The sequence below is a fragment of the Streptomyces hygroscopicus subsp. hygroscopicus genome, assembly GCF_030269125.1.
Classification (GTDB): Bacteria; Actinomycetota; Actinomycetes; order Streptomycetales; family Streptomycetaceae; genus Streptomyces; species Streptomyces hygroscopicus_C.
In genome coordinates this window covers 136568-157665 of record NZ_BSSM01000002.1, presented here as the reverse complement: position 1 = coordinate 157665, position 21098 = coordinate 136568, and the positions used below count along the sequence as shown (strand labels likewise).

At 70.9% G+C, this 21098-nt stretch carries 16 protein-coding genes and 1 pseudogene; 14 read left to right on the top strand and 3 right to left on the bottom strand.

All coding sequences use genetic code 11. The annotated features are described in order from the left end of the window. The first annotated feature begins 180 nt into the window (after window positions 1-180). Window positions 181-3210, top strand: coding sequence for an excinuclease ABC subunit UvrA (uvrA, locus tag QSK45_RS05180; RefSeq protein ID WP_285553680.1), 3030 nt, complete (start codon window positions 181-183; stop codon window positions 3208-3210). Between the two features lie 146 nt (window positions 3211-3356). Here uvrA and QSK45_RS05175 read toward each other — a convergent pair whose 3' ends face one another. Both QSK45_RS05175 and QSK45_RS05170 read right to left on the bottom strand, forming a co-directional pair. Beyond that, the gene (locus QSK45_RS05175; RefSeq protein WP_285553678.1) at window positions 3357-4268 is read right to left on the bottom strand and encodes a carbohydrate kinase family protein; all 912 of its coding nucleotides are present in this window, start codon (window positions 4266-4268) and stop codon (window positions 3357-3359) included. Beyond that, window positions 4265-5395: a LacI family DNA-binding transcriptional regulator gene (locus tag QSK45_RS05170; RefSeq protein WP_285553677.1), complete on the bottom strand. Its 1131-nt coding sequence runs from the start codon at window positions 5393-5395 to the stop codon at window positions 4265-4267. Before QSK45_RS05170 ends, QSK45_RS05175 begins: the two co-directional genes overlap by 4 nt. Window positions 5396-5682: 287 nt before the next feature. On the opposite strand from QSK45_RS05170, the gene QSK45_RS05165 reads away from it, so the two are divergent. Beyond that, window positions 5683-6108, top strand: a complete 426-nt coding sequence (locus QSK45_RS05165) for a Rieske (2Fe-2S) protein (RefSeq protein ID WP_285553676.1) — start codon at window positions 5683-5685, stop codon at window positions 6106-6108. A gap of 60 nt (window positions 6109-6168) precedes the next feature. Here the strand turns inward: QSK45_RS05165 and QSK45_RS05160 are convergent. Beyond that, window positions 6169-6996 (bottom strand): annotated as a pseudogene (locus QSK45_RS05160) (hypothetical protein). Window positions 6997-7120: 124 nt separating this feature from the next. Here QSK45_RS05160 and uvrC point away from each other — a divergent pair. The 12 genes from uvrC (at window position 7121) to QSK45_RS05100 (ending at window position 21045) form a co-directional block, all read left to right on the top strand. Beyond that, complete coding sequence (uvrC, locus tag QSK45_RS05155) at window positions 7121-9424, top strand: excinuclease ABC subunit UvrC (protein ID WP_285553674.1); 2304 nt, start codon at window positions 7121-7123, stop codon at window positions 9422-9424. After that, entirely contained in the window at window positions 9421-10434 is a 1014-nt protein-coding gene (rapZ, locus tag QSK45_RS05150) for an RNase adapter RapZ (RefSeq protein WP_285553673.1), read from the top strand. Before uvrC ends, rapZ begins: the two co-directional genes overlap by 4 nt. Further along, window positions 10431-11522: a gluconeogenesis factor YvcK family protein gene (locus QSK45_RS05145; protein ID WP_285553671.1), complete on the top strand. Its 1092-nt coding sequence runs from the start codon at window positions 10431-10433 to the stop codon at window positions 11520-11522. Before rapZ ends, QSK45_RS05145 begins: the two co-directional genes overlap by 4 nt. After that, window positions 11513-12502, top strand: coding sequence for a DNA-binding protein WhiA (whiA, locus tag QSK45_RS05140; protein ID WP_285553668.1), 990 nt, complete (start codon window positions 11513-11515; stop codon window positions 12500-12502). Before QSK45_RS05145 ends, whiA begins: the two co-directional genes overlap by 10 nt. 517 nt (window positions 12503-13019) lie before the next feature. Beyond that, entirely contained in the window at window positions 13020-14027 is a 1008-nt protein-coding gene (gap, locus tag QSK45_RS05135; protein ID WP_145491580.1) for a type I glyceraldehyde-3-phosphate dehydrogenase, read from the top strand. A 145-nt stretch (window positions 14028-14172) separates the two neighbouring features. After that, window positions 14173-15384: a phosphoglycerate kinase gene (locus QSK45_RS05130; RefSeq protein ID WP_285553663.1), complete on the top strand. Its 1212-nt coding sequence runs from the start codon at window positions 14173-14175 to the stop codon at window positions 15382-15384. A gap of 6 nt (window positions 15385-15390) precedes the next feature. Beyond that, the gene (tpiA, locus tag QSK45_RS05125) at window positions 15391-16167 is read left to right on the top strand and encodes a triose-phosphate isomerase (protein ID WP_285553662.1); all 777 of its coding nucleotides are present in this window, start codon (window positions 15391-15393) and stop codon (window positions 16165-16167) included. Between the two features lie 120 nt (window positions 16168-16287). Beyond that, window positions 16288-16524 carry a preprotein translocase subunit SecG gene (secG, locus tag QSK45_RS05120; protein WP_285553660.1) on the top strand — a complete coding sequence of 79 codons (237 nt, stop codon included), beginning with the start codon at window positions 16288-16290 and terminating at the stop codon, window positions 16522-16524. Between the two features lie 210 nt (window positions 16525-16734). Beyond that, window positions 16735-17070 carry an RNA polymerase-binding protein RbpA gene (locus tag QSK45_RS05115; protein WP_003957010.1) on the top strand — a complete coding sequence of 112 codons (336 nt, stop codon included), beginning with the start codon at window positions 16735-16737 and terminating at the stop codon, window positions 17068-17070. 123 nt (window positions 17071-17193) lie between these two features. After that, window positions 17194-18462: an MFS transporter gene (locus tag QSK45_RS05110; RefSeq protein WP_285553632.1), complete on the top strand. Its 1269-nt coding sequence runs from the start codon at window positions 17194-17196 to the stop codon at window positions 18460-18462. A gap of 52 nt (window positions 18463-18514) precedes the next feature. Beyond that, the gene (gene pgi, locus QSK45_RS05105; RefSeq protein WP_285553631.1) at window positions 18515-20167 is read left to right on the top strand and encodes a glucose-6-phosphate isomerase; all 1653 of its coding nucleotides are present in this window, start codon (window positions 18515-18517) and stop codon (window positions 20165-20167) included. Between the two features lie 98 nt (window positions 20168-20265). Beyond that, window positions 20266-21045 carry a hypothetical protein gene (locus QSK45_RS05100; protein ID WP_285553630.1) on the top strand — a complete coding sequence of 260 codons (780 nt, stop codon included), beginning with the start codon at window positions 20266-20268 and terminating at the stop codon, window positions 21043-21045. The last annotated feature ends 53 nt before the right edge of the window (window positions 21046-21098 follow it).

The window sequence follows — 21098 nt, the reverse complement described above, 5'->3', positions numbered from 1 at the left end:
AGCTCGTCCGTAAATCGAATGCGCGTGCTATATGGTCGAAGGCGGCGTCGGGCATGCTGGAAGGCCGGGGATTGTTATGCAACCGGGCAATCCGACCGGCGTTGTCAGTGGCTCCCCCTAGTCTGAAGAAGCACGGGGGCCCCGCCCCTGTCACTTCTCCCAAGAAAGGTGCGGACCGGCGTGGCCGACCGTCTCATCGTCCGTGGCGCGCGCGAGCACAACCTGAAGAATGTCTCGCTCGACCTGCCTCGTGACTCGCTCATCGTCTTCACGGGCCTGTCCGGGTCGGGCAAGTCCTCCCTGGCCTTCGACACGATCTTCGCCGAGGGCCAGCGGCGCTACGTGGAATCGCTGTCGTCGTACGCCCGGCAGTTCCTCGGCCAGATGGACAAGCCCGACGTCGACTTCATCGAGGGCCTGTCCCCGGCGGTCTCCATCGACCAGAAGTCGACCTCGCGCAATCCCCGCTCGACCGTCGGCACCATCACCGAGGTCTACGACTACCTGCGCCTGCTCTTCGCGCGCATCGGCAAGCCGCACTGCCCCGAGTGCGGCCGCCCGATCTCGCGCCAGTCGCCGCAGGCCATCGTGGACAAGGTCCTGGAGCTGCCGGAGGGGAGCCGCTTCCAGGTGCTGTCGCCGCTGGTGCGCGAGCGCAAGGGCGAGTTCGTCGACCTCTTCTCCGATCTTCAGACCAAGGGCTACTCCCGCGCGCGCGTGGACGGCAGGACCGTCCAGCTGTCCGAGCCGCCGGCTCTGAAGAAGCAGGAGAAGCACACCATCGAGGTGGTCGTGGACCGCCTCACCGTGAAGGACTCCGCCAAGCGCCGCCTCACCGACTCCGTGGAGACCGCCCTCGGCCTGTCCGGCGGCATGGTCGTGCTCGACTTCGTGGACCTCCCCGAGGACGATCCCGAGCGCGAGCGCATGTACTCGGAGCACCTGTACTGCCCGTACGACGACCTGTCCTTCGAGGAACTGGAGCCGCGCTCCTTCTCCTTCAACTCGCCCTTCGGCGCCTGCCCCGAGTGCACCGGCATCGGCACCCGCATGGAGGTCGACCCCGAGCTGATCGTCCCGGACCCCGACAAGTCCCTGGACGAAGGCGCCATCCACCCCTGGTCGCACGGACACACCAAGGACTACTTCGGCCGCTTGATCAGCGCCCTCGCGGACGCGCTCGGCTTCCGTACGGACATCCCGTTCGCCGGCCTGCCGCAGCGAGCCAGGAAGGCGCTGCTGTACGGCCACAAGACCCAGATCGAGGTGCGCTACCGCAACCGGTACGGCCGCGAGCGCGTTTACACCACGCCCTTCGAGGGCGCGGTGCCCTTCGTCAAGCGCCGGCACAGCGAGGCCGAGAGCGACGCCAGCCGCGAGCGCTTCGAGGGCTACATGCGCGAGGTGCCCTGCCCCTCCTGCGAGGGGACCCGCCTCAAGCCGATCGTCCTCGCCGTCACCATCATGGAGAAGTCGATCGCCGAGGTCTCGGGGATGTCCATCAGCGACTGCGCCGAGTTCCTGGGCAAGCTGAAGCTGAACGCCCGCGACAAGAAGATCGCCGAACGCGTGCTGAAGGAGGTCAACGAGCGACTGCGCTTCCTGGTCGACGTCGGCCTGGACTACCTCTCGCTCAACCGCGCGGCCGGCACCCTCTCCGGCGGCGAGGCCCAGCGCATCCGCCTGGCCACCCAGATCGGCTCCGGCCTGGTCGGCGTTCTGTACGTGCTGGACGAGCCGTCCATCGGCCTGCACCAGCGCGACAACCACCGGCTGATCGAGACCCTGGTCCGACTGCGCGACATGGGCAACACGCTCATCGTCGTGGAGCACGACGAGGACACGATCAAGGTCGCCGACTGGGTCGTGGACATCGGCCCCGGAGCCGGTGAACACGGTGGCAAGGTGGTGCACAGCGGCTCCCTGAGGGAACTGCTCGCCAACACCGAGTCGCAGACCGGTGCCTACCTGTCCGGGCGCAAGGCGATCCCGCTCCCCGACGTCCGGCGGCCCCGCGACCCGTCCCGCCAGCTCACCGTGCACGGCGCCCGGGAGAACAACCTCCAGGACATCGACGTGTCCTTCCCGCTGGGCGTGTTCACGGCCGTCACGGGCGTCTCGGGCTCCGGCAAGTCCACCCTGGTCAACGACATCCTGTACACCCACCTGGCACGCGAGCTGAACGGCGCGCGCACCGTCCCCGGCCGCCACACGCGTGTGGCGGGCGACGACCTGGTGGACAAGGTCGTACACGTCGACCAGTCGCCCATCGGCCGCACCCCGCGGTCCAACCCGGCGACCTACACCGGCGTCTTCGACCACGTCCGCCGCCTGTTCGCCGAGACCACGGAGGCCAAGGTCCGCGGCTACCTGCCCGGCCGCTTCTCCTTCAACGTCAAGGGCGGCCGCTGCGAGAACTGCGCGGGCGACGGCACCATCAAGATCGAGATGAACTTCCTCCCGGACGTCTACGTCCCGTGCGAGGTCTGCCACGGCGCCCGGTACAACCGGGAGACCCTGGAGGTCCACTACAAGGGCAAGTCCATCGCCGAGGTGCTGAACATGCCGATCGAGGAGGCCATGCACTTCTTCGAGGCGGTCCCGGCGATCTCCCGCCACCTGAAGACCCTGCACGACGTGGGCCTCGGCTACGTCCGCCTCGGCCAGTCCGCCACCACCCTCTCCGGCGGTGAGGCGCAGCGCGTCAAGCTCGCCAGCGAACTGCAGAAGCGCTCCACCGGACGCACGGTCTACGTGCTGGACGAGCCGACCACCGGTCTGCACTTCGAGGACATCAGCAAGCTGCTGAAGGTGCTCGGCGGCCTGGTCGACAAGGGCAACACGGTCATCGTCATCGAGCACAACCTCGACGTGATCAAGACCGCCGACTGGCTCGTCGACATGGGTCCGGAAGGCGGCGCCGGCGGTGGCCTGGTGGTCGCCGAGGGCACGCCCGAGGAGGTCGCCGCGGTCCCGGCCAGCCATACCGGCAAGTTCCTGCGAGAGATTCTCGGCGCCGACCGCGTCAGCGACGCGGAGACCGTGAAGGCGCCGCGCGCCAGGAAGACGGCGGCGGCCAGGACGGCGGCGAAGAAGACGGTGACGGCCAAGGCCGACGACACGGCGACCGCGAAGGCCGCCACGGCCACGAAGAAGACGGCCGTGAAGAAGACGCCCGCGAAGAAGACGACGCGGGCCGACAAGGCCTGACACCGGCCCGGAGCCCATCAGGGCGATCGGGACGAGATCTGACATCGGATCAAAAAGCGGCGCCCCGCGGGAACTTCCCGCGGGGCGCCGCTCGTTTCCCCGGTAGCCACACGCTCCTTGACAAGAGCAGAGAGGACGCGGACAGCTCAGGGCCCACCCAGCTCGTTCGCGTACGGCGGCTCCGCCCCCGCCCGTGAACAGGTGATCGCCGCCGCGCGCGCCGCGAAGCGCAACAGCCGCGCCCAGCCCTCCGTCCCGAGGGAGGCCAGCGCCTGCCGCGACAGCGCGTCCATGGCGGACAGACCGTGCAGCAGTGCCGCGTTCACCGTGTCACCGGCGCCGATGGTGTCCACGACATCGACCTTCTCCCCGGGCACGGAGCACTCCCCGCCGTCTTGGGTGTACACGGTCAGGCCCTCGGCGCCCCGGGTCACCACCACGGCCGACGGCCCCTCGGCCAGCCACTCGCGCGGAGTCCCGCCCAGCCAGGCCGCGTCCTCCGCGGACACCTTCAGCAGCGTCACCGAGGGCAGCCAGCTCGCGAAACGCGCCCGGTAGGCGTCCGCGTCCGGGATCAGCCCTGCCCGGATATTGGGGTCGAGCGCCGTGAACAACCCCTGCGCGGCCGCCCTGCGCAGCAGCTCCTCATAGGCGCTCGCGCCCGGTTCCAGGACGAGCGAGAGGGTGCCGAAGGACACCGCGCGGGTGCCCGCGGGGAGCGAGGCGGGCGCGGTGAAGAGACGGTCCGCGGTGCCGTCGACGTAGAAGGAGTACGACGCCGAGCCGCCGCCGTCGATCGTGGCTGCCGCGAGGGTCGTCGGTTCCGGCCCGCGCTGTACGTCCGAGACCTCGACGCCGGCCCGCCGCAGCCCGTCGAGCAGCGCCTCACCGAAGGCGTCGTACGAGGTCCGGGAGATGAAGGCGGTGGAGGAGCCGAGCCGGCCGAGCGCCAGGGCGGTGTTGTACGGACCGCCGCCGGGCGCCGGCTTGAGGGCCGCGAGAGCGCCGGGGCCCTGCGGTACCAGGTCGATCAGTGCCTCACCGGCGACGACGATCACGAGGCGGTTCCCATCTCGGAAAGGGGCTCGGGCGGGGACTCGGGCAGGGCGGGCGAGACGGTGTGCGCGGCTGCGCCGGGCCGCTCGGGCTGCTGCGGGCAGCCGCAGGACGTGCGGTGGACGAACGCGCAGGGCAGGCGCACGGTCCGGGGCGGCCGGTCCGGCTCGGCCAGGCGTTCGAGGAGCAGTCGCACGGCCTGGGCGCCCAGTTCCCTGCTGGGCTGGGCGACGGCGGTGAGCCGGGGCGAGAAGAGGTCGGCCCAGGGGAAGTCGTCGAAACAGCACAGGGCGATGTCGCCAGGCACCGACAGACCACGTCGGCGCAGGGCGCGCAGGGCGCCCAGGGTCATCGCGTTGTTGGCGGTGACGAGCGCGGTGGGCGGCTCGGGCAGGGCGAGCAGGGCGGCGGTGGCCCGCTCGGCACAGGCGGACTCGGAGTTGCCGGACACCAAGAGACGGTCGTCGTGCGCCAAGCCCGCGGCGGCGAGGCCGTCCAGATAGCCCGTGACGCGCTCACGGGTCGTGCTGAGTCCCGGTAGACCCGCGACCAGACCGATCCTGCGGTGCCCCCGCCCGGCGAGGTGGGCGACGAGGCGGGCCGTCGGCGCGGCACTCTCCGCACCGACCTGGTCGAAGCGCGGGCCGCTCGCGGCAGGAGCGCTGTCACCGGCCGCGGGCGGGTCGACCATCCGGTCCAGGAACACGGTCGGTACGGCGTGACGGGCGAGGTAGCCGACCAGTTCGCCCGGCTGCGCGGACGGTGCGACGATCATCCCGTCCACCCGGCGCTCGTGGAGGAACTGCACGACCTTGCGCTCGTGCACGGGGTCGTCGTGCGGGTCGGCCAGGAGCAGACCGTAGCCGGACTCCAACGCGGCGGCCTCGACGCCCTGGAGGATCTCGGTGAAGTACGGGTTGCTGATCGCCGACACCGCGAGGCCGATGGAGCGGGTGCGGGCGGTCACCAGGGAGCGGGCCAGCGTGTTGGGCGTGTAGCCGAGGGCGTCCACGGCGTCCAGGACGGCCTGTCGGGTGCCGGGGGACACCGGGCGGGTGCCGTTGAGGACATGGGAGACGGTCGCCACGGAGACCCCGGCGCTCCGCGCCACGTCCGCCATGGTGGCCATCGTGTTCCCCTCCCCGCCGCCCACCGGACGGGCGCCTCCGGCCGGGAAGCTACCCCATCGGCCGTCCCCGCGTAAACGCTTGCGCAAGCGTTTACGCGCTCGGTTCCGCAGCGCCGGTCGCCTTCGACCGCCTGCTGGCGCAGACGCCGCACCCCGCCCCTCGGAGCACGGCACCCGCCTCTCGTGGCATCGCACCCCGCCCCTCGGAGCACCGCACCCCGCCCCCGGGCCGGGCTTTCTGCCCCGGTATCGTCGCTCCGTACACCCCTTGACCAGTGGAGTTCGAGATGCCCGAGCGTCCTTCCGCGAGCCGTCGTACCGTCCTTCGAGGGGCCGCCGTGGTCCCGGTCGCCGGGCTCGGCCTGGCCGCTTGCTCCGCACCGGGGAACAACGCGGTCGCCGCCAGCCCGACCGCGCCGGTGGACCTCGGCGCCGAGAGCGAGATCGCCAAGGGCGGTGCCAAGCTCTACAAGGACCACAACGTGGTGGTCAGCCGGGACCGAAGCGGCGCGCTGAAGGCGTACAGCACGGTGTGCACGCACGCCGGCTGCCCGATCAACAAGCTCCAGGGGACGACCCTGGTCTGTCCCTGCCACGGCAGCGAGTTCGACGCCGTGACCGGCAAGGTGGTCCAGTCGCCGGCCACCGTGCCGCTGACGCGGCTGTCGGTGAAGGCGGAGAACGGCAGGATCGTCGCGGGCCCGGCCGCCTGATACCTGACCGGCACGCCCCGCCTGTCCGGCCGGGCCGACCGGACGGCGGCAGCGCCCGGTTCACTCGGGCCAGTCCCACGCGATGCCCACGATGCCCGGCCGGATGCGGGGCTCGACCAGGTGGACGCAGTGGTGCGGCCCGGTGGCGGACAGTTCCTGCCGGGCGCCGCGCGGGGCCACGGGGGAGTGCTGGGTGAAGCGCCGGCAGCGCACGGGCAGCGCGGTCGGGTCGAAGCGCACCTGGAGCGCGTCCTGGCCGCCGGGCGCCTCGAACCGGTGCGGATACTCGTGGGCGGCCTCGGCCGCGCCGTCCTCGACGGCGTACCGGAAGAGGAAGGTGTCGCCGACGCGCAGCCGGGTGTCGAAGAGCAGTTCGGCCACCAGTACCCCGGTGTCCTGGTCCCGGCGGACGCGGCCGGTGCGGCAGTTCCCCAGGGCCCGCACCCTCGTCTCGTGCGTTCGCGTCGGGCACCGATCCGGACGCGCTCGTGGTGGCCCGGCGTGTGCGGCCCGCTGTCGGCCGGCCGACCCAGCCCGGCCCGGAGGCGGTCCAGCGCGGCCGACCCCTCGGCCAGGAAGGGGTGCGAGCGCCCCGCCGGGAATTCCGCCTCCCCGCGCCGGCCGGACTCGGCGAGCAGCCGGATCAGGGACTCGTACGGCAGCTGGAGGATCTCCTCCAGGGCGCGGACCGCGCGCAGCGACTCCGGGCGCCGGGGGCGGCGGGCGCCCTGCTGGCAGTAACTCACACTGGTCACACCGACTTTGACACCGTGGCGCGACAGATGGTGCTGGACGCGCTGGAGCGGCAGGCCCCGCGCGGCGATCGCGGCGCGCGGCGCCCCCGTGGAAGGGGCCGCCCCGTACGACTGGCCGGACCGTGCCCTTCACCGGCGGCCCCGCACCCGCCGGCCGGAACCGCGCCGGTCCGTGCGAGTGCCGTTCGATGATCTACGTGGCCGGCGTCGTCCACAGGCCCGACGCGGTGTCCGTGCTCGCCAGTAGGGTGTGAGACATGGCCGATCCCTCCAGCTACCGCCCCAGGCCGGGTGAGATCCCGGACACTCCCGGGGTGTACAGGTTCCGTGACGAGCACCGCCGGGTGATCTACGTCGGAAAGGCGAAAAGCCTGCGCCAGCGCCTGGCGAACTACTTCCAGGACCTGGCGAACCTGCACCCGCGCACCCGGACGATGGTGACCACCGCCGCGTCCGTGGAGTGGACCGTGGTGTCCACGGAGGTCGAGGCGCTGCAGCTGGAGTACTCCTGGATCAAGGAGTTCGACCCCCGGTTCAACGTCAAGTACCGCGACGACAAGAGCTACCCGTACCTCGCGGTGACGATGAACGAGGAGTTCCCGCGCGTCCAGGTGATGCGCGGTCACAAGAAGAAGGGCGTGCGGTACTTCGGGCCGTACGGACACGCGTGGGCCATCCGGGACACCGTCGACCTGCTGCTGCGGGTCTTCCCCGTGCGCACCTGCTCGGCGGGCGTGTTCAAGAACGCCGCCCGCACCGGCCGCCCCTGCCTGCTCGGCTACATCGGCAAGTGCTCCGCCCCCTGCGTCGGCCGGATCAGCCCCGAGGACCACCGGGACCTGGCCGACGAGTTCTGCGACTTCATGGCCGGCCGCACCGGCGCCTACCTCCGCCGCCTGGAGAAGCGGATGACGGAGGCGGCGGAGGAGATGGAGTACGAGCGGGCCGCCCGGCTGCGCGACGACATAGGGGCCCTGAGGAAGGCCATGGAGAAGAGCGCGGTCGTGCTCGCCGACGCGACCGACGCCGACCTCATCGCCGTCGCCGAGGACGAGCTGGAGGCGGCCGTGCAGATCTTCCACGTGCGCGGCGGCCGGGTGCGCGGCCAGCGCGGCTGGGTGACCGACAAGGTCGAGGAGATCACCACCGGCGCCCTGGTCGAGCACGCCCTGCAGCAGCTGTACGGCGAGGAGACCGGGGACGCGGTGCCCAAGGAGGTCCTGGTCCCGGCCCTGCCCGAGCCGGTCGAGCCGGCCCAGGAGTGGCTGACCGGCCGCCGCGGGTCGTACGTGTCCCTGCGCATCCCGCAGCGCGGCGACAAGAAGGCGCTCATGGAGACCGTGCAGCGCAACGCCCAGCAGGCGCTCGCCCTGCACAAGACCAAGCGCGCCTCCGACCTCACGACCCGTTCGCGCGCCCTGGAGGAGATCGCCGACGCCCTCGATCTGGACAGCGCCCCGCTGCGCATCGAGTGCTACGACATCTCGCACCTCCAGGGGGACGACGTGGTCGCCTCCATGGTCGTCTTCGAGGACGGCCTCCAGCGCAAGAGCGAGTACCGCCGCTTCCAGATCAAGGGTTTCGCCGGCCAGGACGACGTCCGCTCCATGCACGAGGTCATCAGCCGCCGCTTCAAGCGGTACCTCGCGGAGAAGGAGCGGACGGGCGAGTGGGCCGACGGCGAGGAGCCGGGCGCCGACGGCGGGGCCGTCCCGGCGGACACCGGGGCCGCGCCTGCCGACGCCGGAGTCCTGCGCGCGGACACGGCGGTCACGCCTGCCGGTACCGGGGCCGCGCCCACGGACACCACCACCGAACCCACCGCTCCCGCCGGCGCGGTGACCGGCGCCTCCGCCGCCACGGCGTCCGGCCCCCTCCCCGCGGTAGACCCCGCCGAACCCGCCCCCCTCACCCCCAGCGCGTCCGACGACCCCCTCGCCACCCCCGTCAACGGCTCCCTCAAGGACGACGACGGCCGTCCCCGGAAGTTCGCCTATCCGCCCCAGCTGGTCGTGGTCGACGGTGGGCAGCCGCAGGTCGCGGCGGCCCGGCGGGCGCTGGACGAGCTGGGCATCGACGACATCGCGGTGTGCGGCCTGGCCAAGCGACTCGAAGAGGTCTGGCTGCCCGGCGAGGACGACCCCGTGGTGCTGCCCCGTACCAGCGAGGGCCTGTATCTGCTCCAGCGCGTCCGGGACGAGGCCCACCGGTTCGCGATCACCTACCAGCGCGCCAAGCGCGCCAAGCGCTTCCGCGCCGGCCCCCTGGACGACGTCCCCGGCCTCGGCGAGACCAGGAAACAGGCGCTCATCAAGCATTTCGGCTCGGTGAAGCGGCTGCGGTCCGCCACAATCGAACAGATCCAGGAAGTGCCCGGGATAGGCCGGAAGACGGCCGAGACCATCGCTGCGGCCCTCGCCCAGGCGGCCCCGGCCGCACCCGCCGTGAACACGGCGACCGGAGAGATCATGGAAGACGAGGAACCCGAGACGACGGCGGGTTCCTCGGGGGAGCCCGTGACCGCGGGCCCCCCGGACGAACGACGGGGGCAGGAGACATGACCGAGCACGACGCACAGCCCACACAGCGCCGAGATCAGGCGCACGCCGACCCGGGCGAGCACGCCCTGCCGACCACCGGCCGGGACACGGGCGACGACAGCGGAGCACAGGTGAGTTCGGGCAGCGAGGCACCCGGGGTCCCGGAAACGGCGATTCCCGAGCTGGTGATCATCTCCGGCATGTCCGGAGCGGGCCGCTCGACGGCCGCGAAGTGTCTGGAGGACCTCGGCTGGTTCGTCGTGGACAACCTGCCGCCCGCGCTCATCCCCACCATGGTGGAGCTGGGCGCCCGTTCCCAGGGGAACGTGGCGCGGATCGCGGTGGTCGTGGACGTCCGCGGCCGGCGCTTCTTCGACAACCTGCGCGAGTCCCTCGCGGATCTGGAGGCCAAGCACGTCACCCGGCGGATCGTCTTCCTGGAGTCCTCGGACGAGGCCCTGGTGCGCCGCTTCGAGTCGGTGCGCCGGCCGCACCCCCTCCAGGGCGACGGCCGCATCGTGGACGGCATCGCCGCCGAGCGGGAACTGCTGCGCGAACTGCGCGGCGACGCCGACCTGGTGATCGACACCTCCAGCCTGAACGTGCACGAGCTGCGCGCCAAGATGGACGCCCAGTTCGCCGGCGAGGAGGAGCCCGAGCTGCGGGCCACCGTGATGTCCTTCGGCTTCAAGTACGGCCTCCCGGTCGACGCGGATCTCGTCGCGGACATGCGGTTCTTGCCCAACCCCCACTGGGTCCCGGAGCTGCGCCCCTTCACGGGTCTGAACGAGGAGGTCGCCGCCTATGTCTTCAACCAGCCCGGTGCCAAGGAGTTCCTGGACCGCTACGCCGAGCTGCTGCGGCTCGTCGCGGCCGGCTACCGGCGCGAGGGCAAGCGCTACGTGACCATCGCGATCGGCTGCACCGGGGGCAAGCACCGCTCGGTCGCGATGTCGGAGAAACTCGCCGCGCGCCTCGCGGCCGAGGGCGTGGAGACGGTGGTCGTACACCGGGACATGGGACGGGAATGACGGAACGTACACCGCGGCTGGGCAGGCTGCGCCGGATGGTGCCGGAGGGGCGTTCCGGCCGCTCCGCCGAGACGCGCGCCGGCCGCCCGGCCGAGGCCCGCGGGGGCCGGCCCCGCCGCCGGGGGGCGCAGCCCAAGGTGGTCGCGCTCGGCGGCGGCATGGGCCTGTCGGCCTCGCTCGCGGCGCTGCGCCGGATCACCGGCGACCTCACCGCGGTCGTCACGGTGGCCGACGACGGCGGCTCCAGCGGACGGCTGCGCGACGAGCTGGGCGTGCTGCCGCCCGGCGATCTGCGCAAGGCGCTGGCCGCGCTGTGCGGGGACGACGACTGGGGCCAGACCTGGGCCCGCGTCATCCAGCACCGCTTCCACTCCCAGGGCGACCTGCACGACCACGCGGTGGGCAATCTTCTGATCGTCGCCCTGTGGGAGCAGCTCGGCGACCATGTCCAGGCCCTGGACCTGGTCGGCAAGCTGCTCGGCGCGCACGGGCGGGTGCTGCCCATGTCCGCCGTGCCGCTGGAGCTCCAGGCCCTCGTCAAGGGCCACGATCCGGAGCACCCGGAGGACGTGGACACGGTGCGCGGGCAGGCGACCGTGGCGCTGACGCCGGGCGAGGTCCAGTCCGTGCACCTGGTGCCGAACGACCCGCCGGCCGTGCCGGAGGCCCTCGCGGCGGTGCTCGACGCGGACTGGGTGGTGCTCGGTCCGGGCTCCTGGTTCTCCTCGGTGATCCCGCACCTGCTGGTGCCCGAACTGCTGGACGCCCTCACCGAGACCAAGGCGCGCAAGGTCCTGTCCCTGAACCTCGCCCCGCAGCCGGGGGAAACCGACGGCTTCTCCCCGCAGCGTCATTTGGAGGTTTTGGGGCGACACGCCCCTAAACTCGCCCTGGACGTGGTGCTGGCCGACGAGGCCGCCGTGCCCGACCGCGACTCGCTCACCGAGGCCGCCAAGCGGCTGGGAGCCGCGGTCGAGCTGGCCCCGGTGGCCCGGACCGACGGAACACCCCGGCACGACCCGGAGCTGTTGGCCGCCGCGTACGACCGTATTTTTCGGATGCATGGAAGGATCGGCCCATGGCGATGACGGCAGCGGTGAAGGACGAGATCTCCCGGCTCCCCGTCACCCGGACCTGCTGCAGGAAGGCGGAGGTCTCCGCCGTTCTGCGGTTCGCCGGCGGCCTGCACCTGGTGAGCGGGCGCATCGTGATCGAGGCGGAGCTGGACACGGCGATGGCGGCCCGCCGCCTCAAGCGGGACATCCTGGAGATCTTCGGACACAGTTCCGAGCTGATCGTGATGGCGCCCGGCGGACTGCGCCGGGGCTCGCGCTACGTCGTCCGGGTCGTCGCGGGCGGGGACCAGCTCGCCCGGCAGACGGGCCTGGTCGACGGCCGGGGCCGGCCGATCCGGGGGCTGCCCCCGCAGGTGGTCTCCGGGGCGACGTGCGACGCGGAGGCGGCCTGGCGCGGGGCGTTCCTCGCGCACGGCTCGCTGACCGAGCCCGGCCGTTCCTCCTCGCTGGAGGTGACCTGCCCGGGTCCGGAGGCCGCGCTGGCGCTGGTCGGCGCCGCCCGCAGGCTGTCGATCGCCGCCAAGGCCCGCGAGGTGCGCGGCGTGGACCGTGTGGTCGTCCGGGACGGCGACGCGATCGGCGCGCTGCTGACCCGGCTCGGTGCGCACGAGTCGGTGCTGGCCTGGGAGGAACGCCGGATGCGCCGCGAGGTGCGGGCCACGGCCAACCGGCTCGCCAACTTCGACGACGCCAACCTGCGGCGCTCGGCCCGCGCGGCGGTGGCCGCCGGGGCGCGGGTGCAGCGCGCGCTGGAGATCCTCGGTGAGGAGGTGCCCGAGCACCTCGCCGCGGCCGGGCGGCTGCGCATGGAGCACAAGCAGGCCTCGCTGGAGGAGCTGGGCGCCCTCGCCGACCCGCCGCTGACGAAGGACGCGGTCGCGGGCCGGATCCGCCGCTTGCTGGCCATGGCCGACAAGCGCGCCTCCGATCTGGGCATCCCGGGCACGGAGGCCAACCTGACGGAGGAACTGGCGGACAACCTGGCCGGCTGACCGGTCCCACGCCGACACGCCGGTGCCGGCCCCCACCTGAGGGGGTCGGCACCGGTTTTCGTATACCCGCGTCCGGCGAACCGCTGTCGCGACCCCGGATAAAGCCGAGCCGGCAAAAAAAATCGAGCCACTCGCAGAAAAAAAGACAGCGATCGGTGACGCATGACCGAAACACCGTCCTGCCCAAAACCGTCGATTCACGGCCCCCATATCACAGGTGAGCGGAGCGCCTATCAACGGTGCGGAATCGGGGTAGGCAACAGGTGAGCCGACCCGCTCACGAACGAGTGACATCGACGTCAATAAGGGGCGACATTCGATAGCAAAACCGGGTGAACCCATTGCCGATCCGAGACGGTCCGTACCTCTACTGACAGGTACGGAACGCCTGCCCATGTATGCGCCATCTCGATGTCACCGAGGGGCCCTCAGAGAGGTAGGGTCGGTGGTGGTCGGGGACATCCCAAACAGAGCTCGCCGGCTCGCGTGGCCGGCGTACCAACGAGGAGATCGGTTCGTGACGATCCGCGTAGGCATCAACGGCTTCGGCCGCATCGGTCGTAACTATTTCCGCGCATTGCTGGAGCAGGGTGCGGACATCGAGGTTGTGGCTGTCAACGACCTGGGTGACACGGCCACGACGGCCCACCTGCTCAAGTACGACACGATCCTGGGTCGCCTCAAGCAGGAGGTCTCCCACACCGCCGACACGATCACCGTCGACGGCCACACCATCAAGGTGCTGTCCGAGCGCAACCCGGCCGACATCCCCTGGGGCGAGCTGGGCGTCGACATCGTCATCGAGTCGACGGGCATCTTCACCAAGCGCGAGGACGCCGCCAAGCACCTGGCCGGCGGCGCCAAGAAGGTCCTCATCTCGGCTCCGGCCAAGGACGAGGACATCACCATCGTGATGGGTGTCAACCAGGACAAGTACGACGCGGCGAACCACCACGTCATCTCGAACGCGTCCTGCACCACCAACTGCGTGGCCCCGATGGCGAAGGTCCTGGACGAGAACTTCGGCATCGTCAAGGGTCTGATGACCACGGTGCACGCGTACACCAACGACCAGCGCATCCTGGACTTCCCGCACAAGGACCTGCGCCGCGCCCGCGCCGCCGCCGAGAACATCATCCCGACCACCACCGGTGCCGCCAAGGCCACCGCCCTGGTCCTGCCGCAGCTCAAGGGCAAGCTGGACGGCCTCGCCATGCGCGTCCCGGTCCCGACCGGCTCCGTCACCGACCTGGTGGTCGAACTCAGCCGCGAGGTCACCAAGGAAGAGGTCAACGCCGCCTTCCAGAAGGCCGCCGAGGGCGAGCTCAAGGGTCTCCTCGACTACACCGAGGACCCGATCGTCTCCTCGGACATCGTCAACGCCCCGGCGTCCTGCACCTTCGACTCCTCCCTGACCATGGTCCAGGAGGGCAAGAACGTGAAGGTCATCGGCTGGTACGACAACGAGTGGGGCTACTCCAACCGTCTCGTGGACCTCACGGTCTTCGTCGGCAACCAGCTCTGATCGCCGAAGACCGCAGCAGCACGACCGTGACATGAGAGCAGGGCTCGGCCGGCGCACCGGAGCGCTGGCCGGGCCCTGTCTCGCGCACGGGCCACGTCCTCATACGATCAAGGTGCACCACGAGCCCTCCTCAGGAGTCCACTCAATGAAGACGATCGACGAACTTCTCGCCGACGGCGTAAGCGGCAAGCGGGTCTTCGTCCGCGCCGACCTCAATGTGCCGCTGGCCGACGGGACGATCACCGACGACGGCCGCATCCGCGCCGTGCTGCCCACCGTCAAGGCACTCGCCGACGCGGGCGCCAAGGTGATCGTCGCCTCGCACCTGGGCCGCCCCAAGGGCGCCCCGGACCCCGCCTTCTCGCTCCTGCCCGCCGCCGAGCGCCTCGGTGAACTGCTCGGCGCCCCGGTCGCCTTCGCCCAGGACACGGTCGGCCCCGCCGCCCACGAGGCCGTCGACGGCCTTCAGCCCGGCCAGGTCGCCGTCATCGAGAACCTGCGTTTCAACCCCGGTGAGACGTCCAAGGACGACGCCGAGCGCGGCGAGTTCGCCGACCGGCTGGCCGCTCTCGCCGATGTGTACGTCGGCGACGGCTTCGGCGCCGTGCACCGGCGGCACGCCTCCGTGTACGACCTTCCGGCCCGGCTGCCGCACTACGCCGGCTACCTCATCGCCACCGAGGTCGGCGTCCTGAAGAAGCTCACCGAGGACGTCAAGCGCCCCTACGTCGTCGCGCTCGGCGGTGCCAAGGTCTCCGACAAGCTCGCCGTCATCGACCAGCTGCTCGGCAAGGCCGACCGGCTGCTCATCGGCGGCGGCATGGCCTACACCTTCCTCAGGGCCAAGGGCTACGAGGTCGGCATCTCCCTCCTCCAGGAGGACCAGATCCCGGCCGTCACCGAGTACATGGAGCGCGCCGAGAAGCTGGGCGTGGAACTGCTCCTCCCCGTCGACGTCCTGGTCTCCCGGCAGTTCCCGGACCTGAAGACCAAGGCGCCGAGCCAGTACGACACCGTCGACGCGGACAAGATCCCCGCGGACCAGGAGGGCCTGGACATCGGTCCGAAGACCCGGGAGCTGTACGCCTCGAAGCTCGCCGACGCCGAGACCGTGTTCTGGAACGGTCCCATGGGCGTCTTCGAGCACCCCGACTTCGCCGAGGGCACCAAGGCGGTTGCCCAGGCGCTCGTAGACTCGAACGGTTTCACCGTCGTCGGCGGCGGTGACTCCGCCGCGGCCGTGCGCACGCTCGGCTTCGACGAGAACGCATTCGGCCACATCTCGACCGGCGGCGGCGCCTCCCTCGAATACCTCGAGGGCAAGACGCTTCCCGGTCTCGCCGCACTGGAGGACTGACCCCGTATGACCACCCGCACGCCGCTGATGGCGGGCAACTGGAAGATGAACCTCAACCACCTCGAGGCCATCGCGCACGTCCAGAAGCTCGCCTTCGCCCTGGCCGACAAGGACTACGAGGCCGTCGAGGTCGCCGTCCTGCCGCCCTTCACCGACCTGCGCTCCGTCCAGACCCTGGTCGACGGCGACAAGCTCAAGATCAAGTACGGCGCCCAGGACATCTCCCAGCACGACTCCGGTGCCTACACCGGCGAGATCTCCGGCCCGATGCTGGCCAAGCTGAAGTGCGCCTACGTGGTCATCGGCCACTCCGAGCGCCGTCAGTACCACCGGGAGACCGACGACATCGTCAACGCCAAGGTGAAGGCGGCCTACAAGCACGGCCTGACCCCGATCCTGTGCGTCGGCGAGGAACTGGACGTCCGCGAGGCGGGCAACCACGTCAGCCACACCCTCACCCAGGTCGAGGGCGGCCTCAAGGACCTTCCGGCCGAGCAGGCCGAGACCCTCGTGATCGCCTACGAGCCGGTGTGGGCCATCGGCACCGGCAAGGTCTGCGGCGCCGACGACGCCCAGGAGGTCTGCGCCGCCATCCGCGCCAAGGTCGCCGAGCTGTACTCCCAGGACGTGGCCGACAAGGTCCGCATCCAGTACGGCGGCTCCGTGAAGTCGGGCAATGTCGCCGAGATCATGGCCAAGGCCGACATCGACGGCGCCCTGGTCGGCGGCGCCTCGCTGGACACCGACGAGTTCGTCAAGATCGTGCGCTTCCGCGATCAGTGACGGAGCGGCGACGCCCGTCCATGAGTAGGCGGTAGCCGCGATACGTCGTACTCTTGCGGGGGCATGGCCCAGGTGCCGTGCCCCCGTCGTCCATCCGAATCCGAGGAAGTTGGTCCAGCCGTGGTTTTGGGGTTCTCGATCGCCCTGATCGTCTTCAGCCTGCTGCTGATGCTGCTGGTGCTGATGCACAAGGGAAAGGGCGGCGGCCTCTCCGACATGTTCGGTGGCGGCATGCAGTCCTCCGTCGGCGGCTCCTCGGTCGCCGAGCGCAACCTCGACCGGATCACCGTCGTGATCGGTGTGCTGTGGCTCGTGTGCATCGTGGTCCTCGGCATCCTGATGAAGACGAACGGCTGATCCCGGCCTTCCAGGCATATACATTCCGTACGTTGAGCCCCATGTTCGGTGCGCGCTCCCGAGCGCGGCCTATCATGGGGCTTGCGTCTGGGTGCGGGGACGGTAACTCCCATCACTGGACGCGCGTTGGGCCTTACGTAGACTGAGGCGCTCGCAGCGAAGCGGTACGCCGACTCGCTTCGCGGCACCATCACGCAGGGAGTTACGACCGTGGCAAGTGGCAACGCGATCCGAGGAAGCCGGGTCGGGGCGGGGCCGATGGGCGAGGCCGAGCGCGGCGAGTCCGCACCGCGGCTGCGCATCTCCTTCTGGTGCTCCAACGGGCACGAGACACAGCCGAGCTTCGCCAGCGACGCACAGGTCCCCGACACCTGGGACTGCCCGCGCTGCGGCTTTCCGGCCGGCCAGGACCGGGACAACCCGCCGGACCCGCCCCGCACCGAGCCGTACAAGACGCACCTCGCCTATGTGCGGGAGCGGCGCAGCGACGCGGACGGCGAGGCGATCCTCGCCGAGGCGCTCGCCAAACTGCGCGGCGAGATCTAGACGTTGAGGCCCGGCCGGGCACCCTCGGGTGCCCGGCCGGAGCCGTATCCGCCGCTCGGTCCGGCCGATTGTCAGTGGCACCCCCTACGGTTCTCGTGAAGGCGACGACCGTGAGGGGGACTTGTGACGACGGTGGCGGCGGGGGAGACGTGCGCGCCCGCATGGCGCGGGGGCTTCGGGCGGCTGTGGAGCGCCGCCGTGCTGTCCCGGTTCGGGGACGCGCTGCGCAATGCCGCGCTGCCGCTGCTCGCCGCCTCGCTCACCGACCGGCCGCTGCTCATCGCCACCGTGACCGCCTGCGGCTGTCTGCCCTGGATCCTCTTCGGACTGACCGGCGGGGCCGTCGCCGACCGGGTCGACCAGCGCCGCGCGATGTGGACCGTGGACACGGTACGAGGAGTACTGGTCGCCTCCTTCGCGGTGGTCGTCGCCCTCGGCCACGCCTCGATCGCCCTGCTGATCGCACTGGCCTTCACCCTGACCACCCTCCAGACCCTCTTCGACAACGCCTCCACCGCCCTGTTGCCCGCCCTCGTGGGTCGCGAGGTCCTCGGCAGCGCCAACGCCCGGCTGATGACCGGGCAGATGATCGCGGGCGGGCTGTTGGGGGCGCCCGCCGTGCCGGTGCTGCTCGCCGCGGGGGCCGCCACGCCCTTCCTGACCGACGCGGCCACCTTCGTCGCGGCCGCGGCCCTGGTCGCCTCCCTGCGTACCGACACGCCCGAGCGCGCCCCGAGGCCGGCGGGCAGCACCCTGCGCCGGGAGATCGCCGCCGGACTGCGCATCCTGTGGCACGACCGGCCCCTGCGCGGGCTGTGTGCCGCCACGGCCCTGTGCAACATCGGCATGGGCGGCCTGATCGCCACCCTGGTCGTGATCGTGACCGGCTGGCTGCACGCGGGCACCGCCGGCTATGCGGCGGCCGCCACCGCCTACACCGTCGGCGGCCTGGCCGGGGGCACGGTGAACCGGCGGATCACGGCCGCGCTCGGCCCGCTGCGCACCGTCCTGCTCGCCGGTACGACGCAGACCGCGGCGCTCCTCGTCATGGGCTCGGTGCGCAGCCTGCCCGTCCTGGTGGCCGCCATGGCCGTCCTCGGGTTCATGGGGATGCTGTGGAACGTCAACAGCACCACCCTGATGCAGCAACGCAGCCCCGCCGGCACCCTCGGCCGGGTCAGCTCCGCCTTCCGCACCCTGGGCGTCGCGGGGACCCCGCTGGGCGCCTTGCTCGGCGGCGCCGTGGCCACCGCCTGGGGCCGGGGCACCCCGGCCCTCCTGGCGGCCGCCTTCTTCGTTGTGTCCGTCATCGCGCTGATACCGGTCGCGAGGACGGACGCATCCGGTGCCGCGCCGGGCGAAGGCGCGACGTCGGCCCGTGTCCCCCGGTGATCAATTAGGTTGGAACCGCTGGAACAGGCACGAAAGAAGGCGGAAGTCGGAAATGAACACGGACGGCCGTACCAGGCTCGACCAGACGCCCGAGTGGACCGCTCTCGCCGAACACCGGGAGGAGTTGGCCGACACCCGTCTCAGGGATCTGTTCGCCGCCGATCCCGGGCGCGGCGCCGGGTACACACTGGGCGTCGGCGATCTCCATATCGACTATTCGAAGCACCTGGTCACCGGCGAGACACTGCGGCTGCTGCGCGAACTGGCTGCGGCGACGGACGTGTTCGGGCTGCGGGACGCCATGTTCCGCGGTGAGAAGATCAACGTCACCGAGGACCGGGCGGTGCTGCACACCGCGCTGCGCGCGCCGCGGGACGCGGTGGTCGAGGTCGACGGCGAGAACGTGGTGCCCAAGGTGCACGCCGTCCTCGACCGGATGAGCGACTTCGCCGAGCGGGTCCGCTCCGGCGCCTGGACGGGCCACACCGGCAAGCGGATCCGCAATGTCGTCAACATCGGCATCGGCGGCTCCGACCTGGGCCCGGCGATGGCCTACGAGGTGTTGCGCAGCTTCACCGACCGGGAGCTGACCGTCCGCTTCGTGTCGAACGTGGACGGCGCCGACCTGCACGAGGCCACCCGCGACCTGGACCTGGCCGAGACGCTGTTCATCATCGCCTCCAAGACCTTCACCACCATCGAGACGATCACCAACGCCACCTCCGCGCGCACCTGGCTGCTGGACGCGCTCGGCGATTCCGCCGCGGTGGCCAAGCACTTCGTGGCGCTGTCCACCAACGCGGGCAAGGTCGCCGAGTTCGGCATCGACACGGCCAACATGTTCGAGTTCTGGGACTGGGTCGGCGGCCGGTACTCGTACGACTCCGCGATCGGCCTCTCCTTGATGATCGCCATCGGGCCCGACCGCTTCCGGGAGATGCTGGACGGCTTCCGGCTGATGGACGAGCACTTCCGCACCGCGCCCGCCGAGGCCAACGCCCCGTTGATCCTCGGCCTTTTGGGCATCTGGTACGGCAACTTCCACGACGCCCAGTCGCACGCCGTACTGCCGTACAGCCACTACCTCTCCAAGTTCACCGCCTACCTCCAGCAGCTGGACATGGAGTCCAACGGCAAGTACGTGGCGCGGGACGGCAAGCGGGTCGACTGGCAGACCGGACCCGTCGTGTGGGGCACCCCGGGGACCAACGGGCAGCACGCCTACTACCAGTTGATCCACCAGGGCACCAAGCTGATCCCCGCCGACTTCATCGGCTTCGCCGAGCCGGTCGCCGAACTCAGTGGTGAGCTGAAGGCGCAGCACGACCTGCTGATGGCCAACTTCTTCGCCCAGACCCAGGCCCTTGCCTTCGGTAAGACGGCCGAGGAGGTTCGCGCGGAGGGCGTGCCCGAGGAACTGGTCCCGCACAAGACCTTCCAGGGCAACCGGCCCACGACCACCGTCCTGGCGCGGGAACTCACCCCGTCCGTCCTCGGCCAGCTGATCGCCCTCTACGAGCACAAGGTGTTCGTGCAGGGCGCGGTGTGGAACATCGACTCCTTCGACCAGTGGGGCGTGGAGCTGGGCAAGGTCCTCGCCAAACGCGTCGAACCCGCGCTCATCGAGGGTGTCGAGGTACCCGGCCTCGACGCCTCGACCAAGGCATTGGTCGCCAAGTACCGGGAACTGCGCGGCCGTAGCTGACCGGCGGCCGGGGGTGCCGGGACACCGGGCGGGGTCCGCCGACCGGTGTCCCGTACACTCCCGGTGATCACGAACGACGCTACTCGGGGGAGTGGACCGTGGCACGGGGGAACCGGGCGCCGGACGACCAGCGCGACCGCAACTATCTGAAGGCCCATCACGCGGCTTGGGCGGTGTTCCACCCCACCTGGATACCGGAACCGCTCGACCCGGCCGTCGAACAGCTCAAGCGGATCCGGGTGGCGGCGGGCTCGGTCGCCGCGATCGGTGTCTACACCTTCGTGGAGGGCGGCTTCGCCGTCACGGAGATGATGGAGAACCTGCTGGTCGCCTGTGGGGTGCTGCTGGTGATCGCCCCGCTGACGGTCGGCGTGATGCTGTGGATCTGGCGGCGCGGCGGCAGCCTGCGCTCCCTGCGTCCGCCGCTGCTGCGAGCCCTCGGGCTGCTGCTCACCTTCGTGGCGTCGGCCGCGGTGACCCTGTTCCTGCTCCAGAACAGCAGCCGACTGGGCGCGGGACTGATGATCCTGCCGGTGGGCCTGCTGACGCTGTGGCTGGTCTGGTTCGTCGGCGCCGGTGCCCTGCGGGTCACCGGCAACTTCTTCGGCACGGCGGCCGTGCACCGCGGTCTGCCGCCCCTGCTCGCCATCGTCACCACCTGGCTGATGGCCCTGCCCGACCTGTTCACCGGCGATCTGCACGGCCTCGGCCTCACCCTCGGCATCGTGTTCATCCTCGGCGCCCCGGTGACGGTCACCGGCATCGCGCTGTACGAACTGGCCGTACTCAAGCGGCGGTTCGGCATACGGCTGGCGGACCATCCGGCGCTGCACGCGGGTCGGATACCGCACGACCCCTGGTACACGTACGGCCGTTGAGCCCGGACACGAGAGACGGCGGGGGCGCCGGCCCCCGCCGTCTCCACGGACCA

Excerpts from the sequence above, each read along its gene's own strand:
- QSK45_RS05170 (WP_285553677.1), bottom strand. The coding sequence starts at position 5,395 with ATGGCCACCATGGCGGACGTGGCGCGGAGCGCCGGGGTCTCCGTGGCG.
- QSK45_RS05165 (WP_285553676.1), top strand. The coding sequence starts at position 5,683 with ATGCCCGAGCGTCCTTCCGCGAGCCGTCGTACCGTCCTTCGAGGGGCC.
- uvrC (WP_285553674.1), top strand. The coding sequence starts at position 7,121 with ATGGCCGATCCCTCCAGCTACCGCCCCAGGCCGGGTGAGATCCCGGAC.
- rapZ (WP_285553673.1), top strand. The coding sequence starts at position 9,421 with ATGACCGAGCACGACGCACAGCCCACACAGCGCCGAGATCAGGCGCAC.
- QSK45_RS05145 (WP_285553671.1), top strand. The coding sequence starts at position 10,431 with ATGACGGAACGTACACCGCGGCTGGGCAGGCTGCGCCGGATGGTGCCG.
- whiA (WP_285553668.1), top strand. The coding sequence starts at position 11,513 with ATGGCGATGACGGCAGCGGTGAAGGACGAGATCTCCCGGCTCCCCGTC.
- QSK45_RS05130 (WP_285553663.1), top strand. The coding sequence starts at position 14,173 with ATGAAGACGATCGACGAACTTCTCGCCGACGGCGTAAGCGGCAAGCGG.
- tpiA (WP_285553662.1), top strand. The coding sequence starts at position 15,391 with ATGACCACCCGCACGCCGCTGATGGCGGGCAACTGGAAGATGAACCTC.
- pgi (WP_285553631.1), top strand. The coding sequence starts at position 18,515 with ATGAACACGGACGGCCGTACCAGGCTCGACCAGACGCCCGAGTGGACC.